Annotated in this window: 14 protein-coding genes; 4 read left to right on the top strand and 10 right to left on the bottom strand. The window is 66.5% G+C overall.

Going from position 1 to position 16,346, the window contains the following annotated elements; genetic code table 11:
• Positions 1-226 precede the first annotated feature (226 nt).
• The 3 genes from ACTJI5_RS01710 to ACTJI5_RS01700 are packed head-to-tail and all read left to right on the top strand — an operon-like array spanning position 227 to position 3,760.
• Positions 227-1,441 (top strand): hypothetical protein, encoded by a 1,215-nt coding sequence (locus tag ACTJI5_RS01710; RefSeq protein WP_058538483.1) that lies wholly within the window; start codon positions 227-229, stop codon positions 1,439-1,441.
• A 59-nt stretch (positions 1,442-1,500) separates the two neighbouring features.
• Complete coding sequence (locus tag ACTJI5_RS01705) at positions 1,501-2,400, top strand: hypothetical protein (protein ID WP_440859187.1); 900 nt, start codon at positions 1,501-1,503, stop codon at positions 2,398-2,400.
• On the top strand, positions 2,393-3,760 hold the full coding sequence (locus tag ACTJI5_RS01700; RefSeq protein ID WP_440859186.1) for a sensor histidine kinase: 1,368 nt from the start codon (positions 2,393-2,395) through the stop codon (positions 3,758-3,760). The genes ACTJI5_RS01705 and ACTJI5_RS01700 overlap by 8 nt, the downstream gene beginning before the upstream one ends.
• 58 nt (positions 3,761-3,818) lie before the next feature.
• On the opposite strand, the gene ACTJI5_RS01695 is transcribed toward ACTJI5_RS01700, so the two are convergent.
• The gene (locus tag ACTJI5_RS01695) at positions 3,819-5,102 is read right to left on the bottom strand and encodes a citrate synthase (protein WP_056374768.1); all 1,284 of its coding nucleotides are present in this window, start codon (positions 5,100-5,102) and stop codon (positions 3,819-3,821) included.
• Between the two features lie 38 nt (positions 5,103-5,140).
• Positions 5,141-6,610: a glutamate--tRNA ligase gene (gene gltX, locus ACTJI5_RS01690; protein WP_440859185.1), complete on the bottom strand. Its 1,470-nt coding sequence runs from the start codon at positions 6,608-6,610 to the stop codon at positions 5,141-5,143.
• Between the two features lie 56 nt (positions 6,611-6,666).
• Here gltX and ACTJI5_RS01685 point away from each other — a divergent pair, with 56 nt between their 5' ends.
• The gene (locus tag ACTJI5_RS01685; RefSeq protein WP_440859184.1) at positions 6,667-8,826 is read left to right on the top strand and encodes a ComEC/Rec2 family competence protein; all 2,160 of its coding nucleotides are present in this window, start codon (positions 6,667-6,669) and stop codon (positions 8,824-8,826) included.
• Here ACTJI5_RS01685 and lexA read toward each other — a convergent pair.
• From lexA to ACTJI5_RS01645, 8 genes are all read right to left on the bottom strand, one after another.
• Positions 8,780-9,460, bottom strand: coding sequence for a transcriptional repressor LexA (gene lexA / locus ACTJI5_RS01680; RefSeq protein ID WP_440859183.1), 681 nt, complete (start codon positions 9,458-9,460; stop codon positions 8,780-8,782). The two genes, ACTJI5_RS01685 and lexA, sit on opposite strands and share 47 nt — an antisense overlap.
• A 65-nt stretch (positions 9,461-9,525) precedes the next feature.
• The gene (locus tag ACTJI5_RS01675; protein ID WP_440859182.1) at positions 9,526-10,716 is read right to left on the bottom strand and encodes a molybdopterin molybdotransferase MoeA; all 1,191 of its coding nucleotides are present in this window, start codon (positions 10,714-10,716) and stop codon (positions 9,526-9,528) included.
• Positions 10,713-11,183 (bottom strand): cyclic pyranopterin monophosphate synthase MoaC, encoded by a 471-nt coding sequence (gene moaC / locus ACTJI5_RS01670; protein ID WP_440859181.1) that lies wholly within the window; start codon positions 11,181-11,183, stop codon positions 10,713-10,715. The genes ACTJI5_RS01675 and moaC overlap by 4 nt, the downstream gene beginning before the upstream one ends.
• Positions 11,180-11,974, bottom strand: coding sequence for an indole-3-glycerol phosphate synthase TrpC (gene trpC, locus ACTJI5_RS01665; RefSeq protein ID WP_440859180.1), 795 nt, complete (start codon positions 11,972-11,974; stop codon positions 11,180-11,182). Before trpC ends, moaC begins: the two co-directional genes overlap by 4 nt.
• Positions 11,971-12,969 (bottom strand): anthranilate phosphoribosyltransferase, encoded by a 999-nt coding sequence (trpD, locus tag ACTJI5_RS01660; protein WP_440859179.1) that lies wholly within the window; start codon positions 12,967-12,969, stop codon positions 11,971-11,973. The genes trpC and trpD overlap by 4 nt, the downstream gene beginning before the upstream one ends.
• Positions 12,966-13,556 carry an anthranilate synthase component II gene (locus ACTJI5_RS01655; RefSeq protein ID WP_439511977.1) on the bottom strand — a complete coding sequence of 197 codons (591 nt, stop codon included), beginning with the start codon at positions 13,554-13,556 and terminating at the stop codon, positions 12,966-12,968. Before ACTJI5_RS01655 ends, trpD begins: the two co-directional genes overlap by 4 nt.
• A 170-nt stretch (positions 13,557-13,726) precedes the next feature.
• Complete coding sequence (locus tag ACTJI5_RS01650) at positions 13,727-14,791, bottom strand: alpha/beta fold hydrolase (RefSeq protein WP_310253669.1); 1,065 nt, start codon at positions 14,789-14,791, stop codon at positions 13,727-13,729.
• Positions 14,792-14,826: 35 nt separating this feature from the next.
• The gene (locus ACTJI5_RS01645; RefSeq protein WP_310253667.1) at positions 14,827-16,344 is read right to left on the bottom strand and encodes an anthranilate synthase component I family protein; all 1,518 of its coding nucleotides are present in this window, start codon (positions 16,342-16,344) and stop codon (positions 14,827-14,829) included.
• Positions 16,345-16,346 lie beyond the last annotated feature (2 nt).

Below are 16,346 nucleotides of genomic sequence, written 5' to 3'. Positions count from 1 at the left end.
TTTTTTCTGCTTTTCGGGAGATGATTTTTTCCTAGCCGATGGTGGGTGGAAAGGCCAGCGATTCGGTCATTTTTCCGCTATTTTTTTGCGCGCAGAAATGGCGCGTAAAGTGCGGGAAAACGGGGTGAAGGCGTGACGTCATCGGGCCCTATCGCGGGGCTTGCCAATCGCTTCGTCGTCCCTAAAGCTGCGCGCCTATGACCGCTGTTATATACCCCCGGCGCCGATGGCCCTGATTGCGCTGGTCGGCGCCAGCGAAACGCTGGCCGACGGGTCGCTCCGCGCGCTCGTCACCGTGGCGGGCGAGACGCTGATCGAGCGGCAGGCGGCGCGTCTTTCCGACGTCGGCGTGACGCATATCGCGGTAGCGGTCGGCGCGGTCCCCGCCGAATTGCTGACGACGTGCGACCGTATCCGCCGCCGCGGACTGAAGGTGACAGCGGTCCGCGCCGCCGCAGACCTGATGGGGCTGGTCGAGCCCGACGATCGTATCATCCTGGTCGCCGACGGCCTGCGTGCGGGCGGGACGCATTATGCGGCGATCGCCCGGCCCGGGTCGCCGGCGATCCTCGTGACCGGCGATACCCCGCTGACGCAGGGGTTCGAGCGCATCGACGCGACCCGCCGCTGGGGCGGACTTGCGTGCATTTCGGAGCCGATGGTCGCCGAACTCGCCGCGATGCCCGGCGAATGGGACATGATGCTGACGCTGCTGCGCCTCGCGGTGCAATCGGGCGCGCGGCGGCTCTATTGCGAGCCCGCGCTGTTCGAACAGGGCGAGATCGCGATCGTCGCCGATCGCCCCACCGCGGCGCTGATCGAGCAGTCGAGCCTGCAACAGGTCGAATATGGCGGCATGGGGCTCGGCCGTTCGGCGATCATGATGCCGCTGATCCGGCTTGTCGGACCCTTGCTGGTCAAATCGCCCGCCACCGCGCGCTATCTGCCCTATGTCACCGCGTTGCTGTGGGTGATCGTTGGGTTGCTGGCGGCGACCGGGCTTGCCGCCGCAGGCGCTTTGGTGGCGATCTTCGGCGGGCTTGGCCTGGCCGCGATGCGTTTCCTGTCGGCGTTTCGCGCCGAAAGCGCGGCGCAGGACCGGACCCGCGAGGTGATCCGCACCTTTGCCTGGGTGCTGCTCGCCATTTTCCCGTGGCTCCTGTCGCTCGCCGGTCCGGAGCACAAAATGCCGCTGTTTTCGGAGGCCGCGATGGCGCCGTGCCTCGCCGCGACGATCCTGCTCGCGCGCTGGCTTTACGAGGATTCGGGCGAGCGCCGGCGATTCCATTGGCTGCTTCCCGACGCCGATCAGGCGTGGATCATGCTCGCCCCCGCGCTGTTGTTCGGCTTCGCACCGCTGATGTTTGCGATCCTGCCTCTGCTCGCGCTGTTCCAGATCCTGCTCTGGCTGCGCCTCGCGCGGCGCCCGGAAACACGTTAAAACATATGCGTTTGAAGGTTTAACGCCTATTAACGCTATGCTGTTATTGGCGGATACGCATGAGTGAATCCGTCTCCTCTCCCGGCACCGAGACGCCGTCGCCGACGCTGTCTGCGCGCCTGCGCGAACTGGCGGGCTATCTGGCCGCGCCGGCTGCCGGGCGGCTCACCGAGGAGCAGCGCGCGCTGTCCTTGGGCGTCGCGCGCCGACTGGTCGTCGATGTCGCGGCAAGGCTCGATCCCCGTATTGATCCGGGCCTCCTGTGGAACGAGTGGCTTCGCGGCGGATTGCCATGCGCCGCGCGGCTGGCGGGCGTTTGTTTCGCGCGCGCCGAGGAGCATCGCTGGCGCGAGCAATCGGGGCAACGAACCAGCCCGCCGCCGGTTCTGTCCGAACCCGAAACAGCCCACGCCGATGCGCCAGCGGAGAGCGTGCCGCTGTCCGATATCGACCGCGCTTATCTCGCGCTGCAGATCGCCGACCGCCGCCGCTTCGACGCGCTGGGCAACCCGGCGCTGGCGATCGCCGATCTCGACGGCGAAACTTTCCGCGCCTTGCTGCTCGATATCGCCGCGTGGCGGCTGGCCGAGGTGAGCGGCGACAAGCGACGTGCCGCCGATCTGGGCGATGCGGTCCGCATCGCGATCGAACGGCAGGCCGACGAAACCGGTATGGCGGACGCCGGACATGCCTATTACGAGGTTTTGGGTGCTGCATTGCCCGCCGCGGCGGCCGCGGCGATCGCACGCCACAATTGGCCGACGCTGATCGCTCTCGCCGCGGCGGCGCACCGCCGCGCCTATGACGATATGGCGATGACGCTCCTGACCGCCGAAAGCGCCGCGCTGCCATCGCTTCTCGCACCGCTGCGCCTCGATCACGCGGCGCTGGCGCCGATCGAGGCGTCGCTGGTTATGCTGCCCGCACGCGCGGTGGCCGATGCGAGCAGCGATGAGTGAGCGCATCATCCGGGGCCGGATCGATCGGTCGGGGGTGCTGGTCAGCGCCGATGCGCCGCTGTTGCGCCTGCAGCAGCGTGCGGGCGCGGGGCTCGATAAGCCGCTCGCGCTGCCGCACCTCGCGCGGCTCGTCGCGCTGGCGCAGCGGCTTCACCGCGACATCAGCCGGCCCCTATACGCCGCCGACGACCATAGCGACATCCACGCGCTCGTCCGCATCACGCCCGATGCAGACGGCGCGAGTCTCGAGATCAGCGACTGGCGTACACGCCCGGTGATGCAGCCGCAGGTGCCTGTGATTGCCGACAGCGCCGCCGTACCGCAAAGCTGGACGTGGGAATGCGACCAACAGCTGCGCCTGGTAGCGCTGCACGCCGCGCCCGATGCGCCCGCCATTCCGGGCGGTTGGGAAGGCCGCTCGCTGTCGGAACTGTTCGAGCTCCAGCCCGACGAAGACGGGCGCTTTCCTGTCTTGCGCGCGCTCGCGCGCCAGTCGCGCTTTGAAAGCCAGCGCGTGCAGGCGGCGGGTATCGCGATGACTTTGTCGGGCGAAGCCTTGTTCGACGCCACGGGGCGTTTCACGGGGTTTCGCGGGCTTGCGGTCGTCGCCGAAGATCAGGTGCCCGCCGAACCGAAGGGGGGCGGGGCGCTCGTCGATCCGGCGTTCGGATCGCTCCCGCTGTCCGATCCGCAGTTCGGCCGCCGCATCGATGGCGCGCTGCGCGGCCCGCTGAGCCGCATCATCGCGACGGCGGAGACGATTTCGGGGCAGTTCGACGGCCCGATCCGCGCCGATTATGCGCGCTATGCCGGCGATATTGCGCATGCGGGGCGGCACCTTCTCGGCCTCGTCGACGATCTGGCCGATCTTCAGAATATCGAACGGCCCGGGTTCAAGGCGGCCGCCGACGAAATCGACTTGGGCGATCTGGCGCGCCGCGCGGTGGGCCTGCTCGGCATGAAGGCAGAGGAAAAGGGCATCCGCATCGATGCGCCGCGGACCGACGACCGGGCGCCGGCCACCGGCGAGTTTCGCCGCGTTTTGCAGGTGCTGCTCAACCTGCTCGGCAATGCGATCCGCTACTCGCCCGATAATTCGCAGATATGGATCCGCGTAGACCGTGACGGCGACCGCGCGATGGTCACCGTCGCCGACCAGGGGCAGGGGATCGACGCCGAGCAGCAGGCCGTGGTGTTCGAGAAGTTCGAGCGGCTCGGCCGCACCGACAGCGGCGGTTCGGGCCTCGGCCTCTATATCGCCCGCCGCCTGGCGCGCGCGATGGACGGCGAACTGACCGTCGACAGCGCGCCGGGCCAGGGCGCGCGCTTTACGCTGAGCCTGCCGGCGCGCGAAGCCTGAATCGAAACGGCGGCACAGTCGCCTGCGCCGCCGCTCGAAATTTCCGATCTTTGAGCGCTTAGCGCTGGCCCACCGGGACGAACGGACGATGCGCCGCGCCGGTGTAGAGCTGACGCGGGCGGCCGATCTTCTGCGCGGGGTCCGAAATCATTTCGTTCCACTGCGCGACCCAGCCGACGGTGCGGGCGAGCGCGAAGAGCGCGGTGAACATCGTCGTCGGGAAACCGATCGCCGACAGGATCACGCCCGAATAGAAATCGACGTTCGGGAAAAGCTTCTTCTCGATGAAATAGGGATCGTTGAGCGCCATTTCCTCAAGCTGCAACGCCACTTCGAACACCGGGTCGTTGACCTTGAGCGCTTCGAAAACTTCGCGCACCGTCTTCTGCATCACGGTCGCGCGCGGATCGTAGTTTTTATAGACGCGGTGACCGAAGCCCATCAGGCGGAACGGATCGTCCTTGTCCTTCGCGCGCGCGATATATTCGGGAATGCGTTCCGGGCGGCCGATTTCGCGCAGCATGTTGAGCGCGGCTTCGTTTGCACCGCCATGCGCGGGGCCCCACAGGCAGGCGATGCCCGCGGCGATGCACGCGAAGGGATTGGCGCCCGACGAACCCGCGAGGCGGACGGTCGAGGTCGACGCATTCTGTTCGTGATCGGCGTGGAGGATGAAGATACGGTCGAGCGCGCGTTCGACGACCGGGTTCACCTCATACGGTTCCGCGGGCACGCCGAAGGTCATGCGCAGGAAATTGCCGGTGTAGCTCAGCGAATTGTCGGGATAGACGAAGGGCTGGCCGACCGAATATTTGTAAGCCATCGCGGCGATCGTCGGCATTTTTGCGATCAGGCGGTGGCTGGCGATCATCCGCTGGTGCGGATCGTGGATCTCGGTCGAGTCGTGATAAAAAGCGCTGAGCGCGCCGACGACGCCGCACATGACGGCCATCGGGTGCGCGTCGCGGCGAAAACCGCGATAGAAGGTCGCGAGCTGTTCGTGCAGCATCGTGTGGCGCGTGATCGTCGTGTCGAAATCGGCCAGTTCCTGCGCATTCGGCAGTTCGCCGTTGAGCAGCAGGTAACAGGTTTCCATGAAGCTCGAATGTTCGGCGAGATCGCCGATCGCATAACCGCGGTGCAGCAGCACGCCCTCGTCGCCATCGATATAGGTGATCTGCGATTCGCAGCTCGCGGTCGAGGTGAAGCCGGGATCGTAAGTGAAGGCGCCGGTCTGGGCGTAGAATTTGCGGATATCGACGACGTCGGGGCCGACGGTGCCCGACAGGACAGGGCTGTCGACGGTCGTGTCGCCCAGCGTGATTTTCGCGGTGTCGGTCATATTTTATTCCCTGTACTGACAGCGGGGAGAGAGAGTGGCTACGCCCCTGCCGGATAATGTTGCGCTGCGTCAAGTCGGGCCAGACTGACATCTCGTCCGAGCAACAGCAGCACGTCGAAAATTCCTGGGGAAATGGTTCGGCCGGTTAGTGCAGCGCGTAGGGGTTGCGCGAGTTTTCCGAGCCCCAGTTCGGCGGCTTCGGCTTCGGCGCGCACGGCCGCATCCAGCTCTTCTATCGTCCAGTCGTTCAGCCCGCGCAGCCGCTCTGTCACCGCGGCAAGCAGGCCTTCGGGCGAGGCCCTTAGCACCTCGGCCGCCTTTTCGTCCACCGGCAACGGGTCGGGTTGGAACAGGAAAATTGCGCCATCGGCGATTTCGTCGAGCGTCTTGGCGCGGGGTTTCAGCGACTCCATTGCGCGCGTCAGCAGTTCGCGATCGGCGCCGTCCAGCGCGCGGCCGACCAGCTTTTCGACCCGCGGCGCCACCAGATCGGCGAGCCGGGCATCGCCAGCCTCACGGAGATAATGGCCGTTCAGATTCTCGAGCTTTTTGAAATCGAAACGCGACGGCGAGCGGCCGACATGCGCGAGGTCGAACCATTCGGTCGCCTGCGCGCGGCTGATGATTTCATTGTCGCCATGTCCCCAGCCGAGGCGGAGGAGGTAATTGTTCACCGCTTCGGGCAGATAGCCCATTTCATCGCGATACGCGTCGACCCCGAGCGCCCCATGGCGTTTCGACAGCTTCGCGCCGTCGGCGCCGTGAATAAGCGGAACATGCGCATAGACCGGCTCGCGCCAGTTCATCGACCGGATCAGCGCGAGCTGGCGGAACGCGTTGTTGAGATGGTCGTCACCGCGGATCACATGCGTCACGCCCATATCATTATCGTCGACGACGACGCTGAGCATATAGGTCGGCGTGCCGTCGCTGCGCAGCAGGACGAAATCGTCGAGTTCGGCGTTCTGGACGGTCACATCGCCCTGAACCTTATCGGCGATGGTCGCCGCGCCGTCCTGCGGCGCGCGCAGGCGGATGACGTGCGGAACCGACGGGTCGCCGTCGTCGCGGTCGCGCCAAGGGCTGCGGACGCGGAAGGGCAGGCGCTTTTCCTGCGCCTCGGCGCGCATCGCGGCGAGTTCGTCCTGCGTCAGGTAGCAGCGATAGGCTTCGCCTTTCGCGAGCAGTTCCGCCGCAACCTCGGCATGGCGCGGCGCGCGCGCAAACTGGAACACCGTCTCGCCATCCCAGTCGAGGTCGAGCCACTGCATCCCGTCGATGATCGCGTCGATCGCCGCGTCGGTCGAACGCGCACGATCGGTATCCTCGACGCGAAGCAGGAATTTCCCGCCATGATGCCGCGCGAACAGCCAGTTGAACAAGGCGGTGCGCGCGCCGCCGATGTGCAGGAAACCGGTCGGCGAGGGCGCAAAACGCGTCACCACGTCGGCGCCGCTTGCCTCGGGATTCGCTTCTGCCACTTTGGTTTGGTTTTCGGTTGCCACCATGGCCTCTTTCACTCAATTTGCCGCCATTCTGGGCGGGGATCGGGGGTGCCCCTAGCATGGCGACAAGGCAGCTTCAAACGCCCATTGCCGCGCGCTGGACAAGTATCTGGCGCGGTGCAGGTAACGCGTTCGAAACGCGGCTGGAAGCCGAGCGCGAGCGGATCGGGCTCTGGCTGCCGGTCGCGCTCGGCGCCGGTATCGCAGCCTGGTTCGCGCTACCCGCGACGGCGCACTGGATCGGGTTGCTGCTCTTGCTCGCGGGCGGCCTGTGCGCGGGCCTGCTGATCGGCTGGCAAAGCCGCCTCGGACGGCTTGTTGTCGTGGGATGCAGCGTGATGGCGGCGGGCGTGCTGCTCATCTGGACACGCGCCGTCTGGGTCGCGGCGCCGGTTCTGGCGGGACCGGTGGTGACCGAATTTTCCGCGATCGTCGAGCGCGCCGAGCCGCTGCCCGCCAAGGGCCAAATTCGCATTCTCGCTCTGCCGCAGAACCGTTCCGACCTGCCGCCGCGCGTGCGATTGACCCTGCGCAGCGAGCAGGCGGCAACCCTTACCGACGGCGAAACGATTGGGGTCAGGGCGCGTCTGATGCCGCCACCGACCGCGAGCCTGCCGGGCGGATATGATTTTGCGCAGCGAGCTTGGTTCGACCGGATCGGGGCCGTCGGGACAGTGCTGGGCGAAGTTTCGCGCGTACCGGCGAAAGGCGCCGTAACCCCGCCGCTGCGAGCGCGGCTTAGCGCGCATATCCACGACCAGATCGACGGATCTCCAGGAGGCATTGCTGCGGCGCTGGTGACAGGCGATCGCGGCGCTATCAGCGAAGCGGACGAGGAGGCGATGCGCCGCAGCGGACTGGCGCATCTTCTGTCGATCAGCGGGTTGCATGTGACCGCCGTGGTCGGTTTTGCGATGTTGCTCACGATGCGGCTCCTCGCGCTCAGCCAGAGGCTCGCACTGGCGGGCTATGTCCTGCCCCTCGCCGCGGCCGCCGGGGCGCTCGCCGGCGGCGGGTATACGTTGCTCGCCGGGGCCGAGGTACCGACCCTGCGCTCGTTCATCGCCGCGCTGCTCGTGCTCATCGCTTTTCTTATGGGCCGTGAGGCGCTGACGCTGCGGCTGGTGGCCGCGGGCGCGTTGATCGTATTGATCTGGCGCCCCGAGTCGCTCGCCGGGCCAAGCTTCCAGCTGAGCTTTGCAGCGGTCACCGCGATCATTGCGCTGCATGAAAGTCGGCCGATGCACGCCTTCCTCGCCCGGCGGGATGAGGCAATGGTGATCCGCTTGGGACGCGGCGTGGCGGGATTGCTCCTTACCGGCCTTGTCGTCGAAATCGCGCTCGCGCCGATCGCGCTGTTCCATTTCCACAAGGCGGGGCTGTACGGCGCGCTCGCCAATGTGGTCGCGATACCGCTGACAACCTTTGTCATCATGCCCGCCGAGGCGCTCGCCTTGCTGTTCGACAGCGTGGGGCTCGGCGCGCCCTTCTGGTGGATTACCGAACAGGCTCTGCTCGCACTGATCGGGTTGGCGCACGGTGTCGCCGATGCGCCGGGTGCGGTCGCCATGATGCCGGGCTTTCCGCGCTGGGGTTTTGCCTTGGCGGTATTCGGAGGGCTTTGGTTGCTGCTTTGGAAGACAGGGTGGCGCCGCATCGGCGCGGTGCCGCTGGCGATCGGCATGGCGGCGCTGCTTGTCCAGCCGCGCCCCGACCTGCTTGTCACCGGCGACGGCCGCCATATCGCCGCCGCGATGCCCGATGGCAGCTATGCGCTGCTCCGCGACAAGGCGGGCGACTATGTGCGCGACAGCATGGCCGAGGCCGCCGGGGTCGATGCTCCGCTCGCCGCCCTTACCGAACTCGATCATGTCGAGTGCAATCGCGATTTCTGCCGCTGGAGCCAAGGCGAGGGCGCTGCGCGGCGCATCATCCTCGCCTCGCGTGGCCGCGACCGGATCGAGGGTGCGGAAATGGCGGCGGCCTGCACAGCCGCCGACGTCGTGATCAGCGACCGCTGGTTACCGCACGAGTGCGCGGGGCGCTGGATGACGATCGATCGCGACAGCCTCGCGACAAGCGGCGGGCTGGCGCTCTATCTGGGCGAAAAGCCCGAAGCCGTCGCCACGCTCAAAGCGGGCGACGGGCATCCTTGGCGCTTGCCGCAGCAGCTTAGTGGTAACGACGAAGCAATCCCGACAGGCGCCCCTGCACGATGACGCGGTCGGCGGGGTAGCGCTGCGGTTCATAGGCAGCGTTCGCCGGGTCGAGGCGGATCATCTGCCCTTCGCGGCGGAAATATTTGAGCGTTGCGTCCTGCCCGTCGACCAGCGCGACGACGATATCGCCCTCGCGCGCGGTGCTGGCTTTCTGGATCAGCGCATAATCGCCGTCGAAAATGCCCGCCTCGACCATCGAGTCGCCCGACACTTCGAGCGCATAATGTTCGCCCGAACCGAGCAGCGCGGCGGGGACGGCGAGATTGTTGTGATCCTCGAACGCCTCGATCGGTACGCCTGCTGCGATCTTGCCGTGCAGCGGAACCTCGATGATGTCGTTGGCCGCGATCGGCTTGAGTGCCGGGGGCGCCTTGCGGAGCGGGATGACATTTTCACGTCCCGGCGTCGTGGCTTTCGCAGCCTCGGGCACCTTGAGCACCTCGAGCGCGCGTGCGCGGTTGGGCAGGCGGCGGAGAAAGCCCCTTTCTTCCAAGGCGCTTATCAGGCGATGTATGCCCGATTTCGACTTCAGGCCCAGCGCCTCCTTCATCTCCTCGAACGAGGGCGAGATGCCGCTCGTGTCGAGACGTTCCTGGATGAAGTGGAGCAGCTCATGCTGCTTTGCGGTCAACATCGGTCGTTCTCCATGATGCCAGTTCCGGACATATTGAGAACGATAGTGGAACAAAGCGGAACTTGTCAAGCGATGACGATATAGTCCGCCATGTCGCCTGCCGCGCGCGCCGCCGCGCCAATGTCGCGGATCAACAAGGCATTGGCCGATGCAAGCGGCAGCGTGAGCCCACTTTCCTGCCCGAAGCGCGGAGTTAGCTGCCCGCCCTCGAGTCGCGCGCGAAGATAGTCGCGGCGCGTCCCACCCTCGGCCAGCGCCGCGGCGAGCGGTGCCCGGTGCACGGCGGGAAAAGGATCGCGCGCGCCGGCAAGGTGGCGGACGAGCGGGAGAAGGAACAATGTCGCGGTGACATAGGCCGACGACGGATTGCCGGGCAAGCCGAGCAGGATCGCATCGCCGATCGTGCCGGCGATCAGCGGTTTGCCCGGGCGCATCGCGATTTTCCAGAAATCGAGCTGGCCGCCGGCGTCTTCGAGCGCGCCGCGGACATGGTCGTGATCGCCGACCGAGGCGCCGCCGACGGTGACGATGACGTCGTGACGTCGCGCCAACTCCTTGAGAATTTTTGCAAGTGTCGCCCGGTCGTCGCGGAGATGGTGCGGCAGGATCGTTTCGGCAACCTCGCCGACGAGCATCGCGGCGAGCATCGCGCCGTTGCTGTCGGGAATCTGGCCGGGGGCGAGCGGGTGTCCCGGCTGGACGAGTTCGTCGCCGGTGGTGAGGATCGCGACGCGCGGACGGCGGCCGACGGCAAGCTGGCCGGCACCGCTCATCGCCGCCGCGGCGATGGCGCCCGGGGTCAGGCGCGTGCCCGCCGGCAGCAGGCAATCGCCCGCGGCGAAATCGGCGGCGCGCGCGCGAATGTGGCGGCCGCGCGTGCCGGGACCATCGCCCTTCAGGGTTAGCCGCGCGCCGTCGCGGGTGACGTCTTCCTGGACGATCACCGTGTCGGCGCCGTCAGGAAGCATCGCGCCGGTGAAAATCCGCATCGCCTCGCCGGCTTTCACAATGCTGTCGGGTGCGGTCCCGGCGGCCGCCTCGCCGATGACCGACCATGGCCCGGGCAGATCGTCGAAACGGATCGCATAGCCGTCCATCGCCGACAGCGGCGCGGAGGGCTGGTCGCGCACAGCGATGACATCGCTTGAAAGATAACGGCCAAGCGATTCGGAAAAGGCGATATTTTCGCTCGCTAGCGGCGCACGCAGCGCGAGCAGCCGGGCTTGCGCTTCCTCGACGGGAAGCAGCCCGCTCATTCGGCGCGCCAGTCGCCCGAGCGCCCGCCGCTCTTTTCGAGCAGGCGGATGTCGCCGAGTATCATCGCGCGGTCGAGCGCCTTTGCCATGTCGTAAAGCGTGAGCAGCGCGACCGACGCCGCGGTGAGCGCTTCCATCTCGACCCCGGTTGGGCCCGTCGTCTGCGCGGTAGCAATGACCGATATGCCGCTGTCTTCCCACGCGAAATCGATGCCGACCTTAGTCAACGCGAGCGGATGGCAAAGCGGGATGAGGTCGGCGGTGCGTTTTGCGGCCATGATCCCGGCGATGCGTGCGGTCGAGAGTACGTCGCCCTTCGGCGCATTGCCGCTGCGGATTGCGTCGAGCGCGGACGGCGACATGGTGATCCGCCCACCGGCGACCGCGCGACGCTGCGTCGCCGGTTTGGCGCCGACATCGACCATCGACGCAGCCCCGCTTTCGTCGAGGTGCGTCGGCCGCGTCACGCCGCGGCGCCCGTGAGCAGCTGGCGCGTTGCCGCCGTGACGTCATCCTGGCGCATCAGGCTTTCGCCAACGAGGAAGGCACGGACACCGCTCTCCGCCAATCTTTCGCAGTCGGCATGGCTCGCGATACCGCTTTCGCCGACGAGCAGGGTGCCCGGCGGGACCAGCTTTGCAAGACGTTCGGTGACGGCGAGGTCGGTTTCGAAGGTGCGGAGATCACGGTTGTTGACGCCGATCAGTCGCGACTGGAGCCGGGCCAGCGCGCGGTCGAGTTCGGCCTCGTCATGCACCTCGACGAGCACGTCCATCCCGCGCTCGATCGCTGCGGCCTCGATCTCGCGCATCGCGCCGTCGTCGAGCGCGGCGACGATGATCAGGATCGCGTCGGCGCCGATCGCGCGCGCTTCGGCGACCTGCCAGGGGTCGACCATAAAATCCTTGCGGAGCGCGGGGAGCGGACAGGCAGCGCGCGCTGCGATCAGATAATCTTCATGCCCCTGAAAATAAGGGGCGTCGGTGAGGACGGAGAGGCACGCCGCCCCACCCGCCGCATACGCGCGCGCATGATTGGCAGGGTCAAAATCCTCCCTTATCAGTCCCTTGGAAGGCGAAGCCTTCTTCACTTCGGCGATCAGGCCGAAGTCGCCCGCATCGATCTTTGCCTGCAATGCGGCGGCGAAACCGCGCACCGGGCCTGCGTCGATTGCATCGAGGTCGGCCAAGGAGCGCGCGGCGCGGCGCTCGGCGACTTCGTCGGCCTTGGTTTCGAGAATTTGGGTGAGCTTGTTCATTTATAGGCGATCCAGCAATTGAGCAGCGCGTTGGCAAGACCTTTGTCGATCGCCTCGGCGGCTTCCTCGACGCCTTCGAGCGGTGTGTCGGCCACGCCCGCGACGATGAGCGCTTCGGCGGCGTTATAAAGCACCGCGTCGCGATAGGCGCCGGGCTCGCCTTCGAGCAGGCGGCGCAGCGCCTTTGCGTTATATTCGGCGTCGCCGCCGCGGATTTCGGCGAGCGAACGCGTCGGAAGCCCCGCATCGGCGGCCACGCTGCGCTGCATGCGCACGCCCTCGGGCAAGACCACTGCGACCTCGTTGCCGCCCGCGAGCGAGAGTTCGTCGAGCCCCTCGTCGCCCGAAATAACGCGTGAATGCTCGGTGCCGAGCCGGTGCAGCGCCTCGGCATAGACGGGGACATAGGCGGGGCGTGCAATGCCGACGAGCTGGCGCGTGACGCGCGCGGGATTGGCGAGCGGCCCCATCAGGTTGAAGATCGTCCGGCGTCCGATCGCCTTGCGGATCGGCATGATGCGCTTCATCGCGGGATGCCGCGTCCCCGCGAAGAGGAAGCAGATGCCGAGGTCGGCAAGCTGTTCCTCGGCCTGCCTGTCGGCGCGCTCCATATCGAGCCCGAGCGCCTCCAGCGTATCGGCCGCGCCCGACTTTGAGGAAGCCGCACGATTTCCGTGCTTTGCGACCGGAACCTCGCACGCCGCTACGACGATCGACACGGCGGTCGAGACGTTGAGCGTATGATGGCCGTCACCGCCGGTGCCGCAGACGTCGATCGCGCCGGCAGGAGCATCGATCGGAATCAGCCGGTCGCGCATCGCCTGCGCGGCGGCGGCGATTTCGACCATCGTTTCGCCGCGGTCGGAGAGCGCGGTGAGGAATTCGACAATATTCTCGTCGCTGGCACCGCCGTCGAGCATCGTTGCAAAGGCATCGGCGGCCTCGTCATGTTCGAGCAGGCCGGCGGGATCGGGAAACGGACCGAAACGGCTCATGCGGCTTTCCGTTCGCCGACCGGCAACCCCGCAATTTTCAGGAAATTGGCGAGCATCGCATGGCCATGTTCGGTCGCGATGCTTTCGGGGTGGAACTGGACGCCGTGGATCGGGAGGTCGACATGGCGGAAGCCCATGACCGCGCCGTCGTCGCTGGTCGCGTTGATCACGAGGCTTGCGGGAATGTCGACGACCTCGAGGCTGTGGTAGCGTGTGGCCTGAAACGGCGAGGGCAGGCCGGCGTAGAGCCCGCTGTTGTCGTGACACACGGGCGAGGTCTTGCCGTGCATCAAATGGCCGCGCTGGACGGTGCCGCCGAAATGCTGGCCGATCGCTTGGTGGCCGAGGCACACGCCGAGCAGCGGGCGACGCGCTTCGGCACAGGCCGCGACGAGGTCGAGGCTGATTCCCGCTTCGTTCGGCGTGCAGGGACCGGGCGATATCAGGATCGCGTCGGCGCCGGTGGCGAGCGCTTGCGACGCGGTCAGCGCGTCGTTGCGTTCGACACGCACGTCGACCCCCAACTCGATCAGATAGTGAACGAGGTTGAAGGTGAAGCTGTCATAATTGTCGATGACGAGGATCATGGGTCGGGCCGTAACGATTTTGGAGCGGTGGGGAAAGAACAAGAAGCTTTTGACGGTTCAACTCTTCCTTCGTCATTCCCGCGAAGGCGGGAATCCCGCTTCCTTCCCGGCTTCGTCCGCGCATCAATAGCGGGATCCCCGCCTTCGCGGGGATGACGGAAAAAAGGGACCTATTGGGCCATCAGTTTCGCAAGATCGTCTTTCCAGAATTTCGCCCAGGTGTGGGTGCTGTGGCCCTTGGTTTCGGGGGTTGCCGCGATCAGGATGAACTTCGTCGTCTTCAGCCGCGCGGCCGCCTTTTCGGTGATGCCATAGGCGGGTGGGTTGATGAAATCGTCGGCCGAATTGATCCAGAGCACCGGCACCTTGATCTTTTCGAGGTTCGGCCAGGGGTTGTAGGTCCGCGAACTGTCGAGCTGGTAGATCGTATCGTTCGCATCGTTGCGGCCATAGGTGCGGGCGAACGCCTCATCCTTGTATTTCTCGGCCGCTTCGCGCGTCGGATATTGCGCCTGCAGCGCATAGGGATTGGCGCCCGCGATCATGCTGAGCGAGGCCGCGGTGCGCAGGCCCGCCGCGGGCGGATCGGTGTAATTGCCGTCCTTCCACAGCGGATCGGCCTTGATCGCGTCGATCGACAGCGTGCGCCACATGCGGTTCTGGCCCGCGATCTCGACGGGCAGGCACGCGAAGGGCGCGAGCTTTTCGGCAAAATCGGGCCAGGTCTCGCCCCAAACAAAGCCGTGCATGCAGCCCATCGAGGTGCCGAGGATGAGCTTCAGCTTTTTCACGCCGAGCTTTTCGGTGAGCATCCGATGCTGGGCGCTGACCATATCATTATAGTCGTAGCGCGGGAATTTCATGCGCATCCCGTCGCTCGGCTTCGACGAGCCGCCGTGGCCGATATTGTCGGGCAGGATGACGTAATATTTCGTCGTGTCGAGCGGCTGGCCGGGGCCGAAAAGCTCGCTTGCAAATTGCGGCTGGAAGAATTGCTTTCCTGTGCCGCCGGTGCCGTGGAGGATCATCACGGCGTTGGTGACATCGCCCTTGGCATCGCGCTGCGGCGTGCCGAGCGTCGTATAATGGATCTTGAGCTCGGGCAGCTTTTCGCCGTTGGCGAAGGCGAAATCCTTGAGAATTGCATCGCCTTCGACAGCACCCTCGACGGCCTGGGCGTGAGCGGGGACAGGGCCGACGAGCAGCAGGGCGAGCGGGGCAAGATATTTATGCATGGCCGGACGCTAGCGTCCGCTCGGCACCCGTCAAGCTATTGCCCGTACCCCGGCGTACCCGCCAGCTTCACCGCCTCGCGCGCCGCCGCGAACAGCGCACCCGCCTTCGCCTCGCACTCGCGCTGTTCATAGGCGGGATCGCTGTCGGCGACGATGCCTGCTCCCGCCTGCACATGCATTTCGCCGTCCTTGACGATTGCGGTGCGCAGCACGATGCAGCTGTCCATATTGCCGTCGGGCGCGAAATAACCGACGCCGCCCGCGTAAGGTCCGCGTGCATCGGCTTCGAGTTCGGCGATGATCTGGCACGCGCGGACCTTGGGCGCGCCGCTGACGGTGCCCGCGGGAAAACCCGCGAACAGCGCGTCGATCGCGTCCTTGTCGGGCGCGATGCGGCCGATGACGTTCGAGACGATGTGCATGACGTGGCTGTAGAATTCGACGGTGTAGCTGTCGGTTACGGTGACGGTCCCGCCGATCGCGGCGCGGCCGACGTCGTTGCGGCCGAGGTCGAGCAGCATCAGATGCTCGGCGCGTTCCTTGGGGTCGGCGAGCAGACTCTCGCGGTTCTCGGCGTCCTCGGCGCTGGTGCGGCCGCGCGGGCGGGTGCCCGCGATCGGGCGGATGGTGATTTCGCCGTCCCTCACTCGCACGAGAATCTCGGGCGACGAACCGATCAGCGCGAAGCCGGGGAGGTCGAGGAAATAGAGGAAGGGCGAGGGGTTGATCCGGCGGAGCGCGCGATAGAGATCGAAGGGCGGCAGGTCGAACGGCGTCGAGAAACGCTGCGACAGCACGACCTGAAAGATATCGCCCGCGGCGATATAGTCCTTCGCGGTCGCGACCATTTTGGCAAAATGCGCAGGCGTGGTCGCGGGGTTCGCGGCGATATCGGTCGGCAGCGCGTCGGTCGACGCGCGGTCGGTGTGCGCGCTGACGCTCGACAGCCGCGCGGCGATGGTGTCGAGCCGGTCCTGCGCCGCCTCGATCATCCGGTCGATCGGCGCACCGTCGTCGGGCCAGATCGGCGCGATCAGGAAGAGTTCGTCGGCGAGGCGATCGAACACGAGGATCGTCGTCGGGCGCACGAAGACCATGTCGGGCAAGCCGAGACCCGGCCCCGGCGCGCGCGGGATGCGCTCGACGAGGCCGATCGTTTCATAGGCGAAGAAGCCGACAAGCGTCGCGAGCGCCTTGGGCAGCCTGTCGGGCACGTCGAAGCGGCATTCGGCGACGAGGTCGCGCAGCGCCTGGAGCGCCGGAGTTTCCAGCGGCTGGAACGCATCGCGGTCACGGCGCCAGTCGCGGTTGATCCGCGCCGCGTCGCCGGTGACCTCGAACATCAGGTCGGGGTCGAGGCCGAGCAGGCTGTAGCGCCCGCGCGTCTCGCCGCTCTCGACCGATTCGAGTACCCAGTCGCCGCGCCCCGGCTCGATCAGCTTGAGCGCCGCCGAAACCGGCGTTTCGATGTCGGCGATCAGCCGCTGCCAGACGACCGCGCCGCGGCCCTGCGCCAGCGCTTCGAGCGCTGCGGCTCTTCCCTCGAGACTCACCC

Origin of the sequence: Sphingopyxis sp. 22461, assembly GCF_052044915.1 — a bacterium.
Classification (GTDB): Bacteria; Pseudomonadota; Alphaproteobacteria; order Sphingomonadales; family Sphingomonadaceae; genus Sphingopyxis.
The sequence above is the reverse complement of the archived record's forward strand: the minus strand, read 5'-3'. Positions and strand labels throughout refer to the sequence as shown.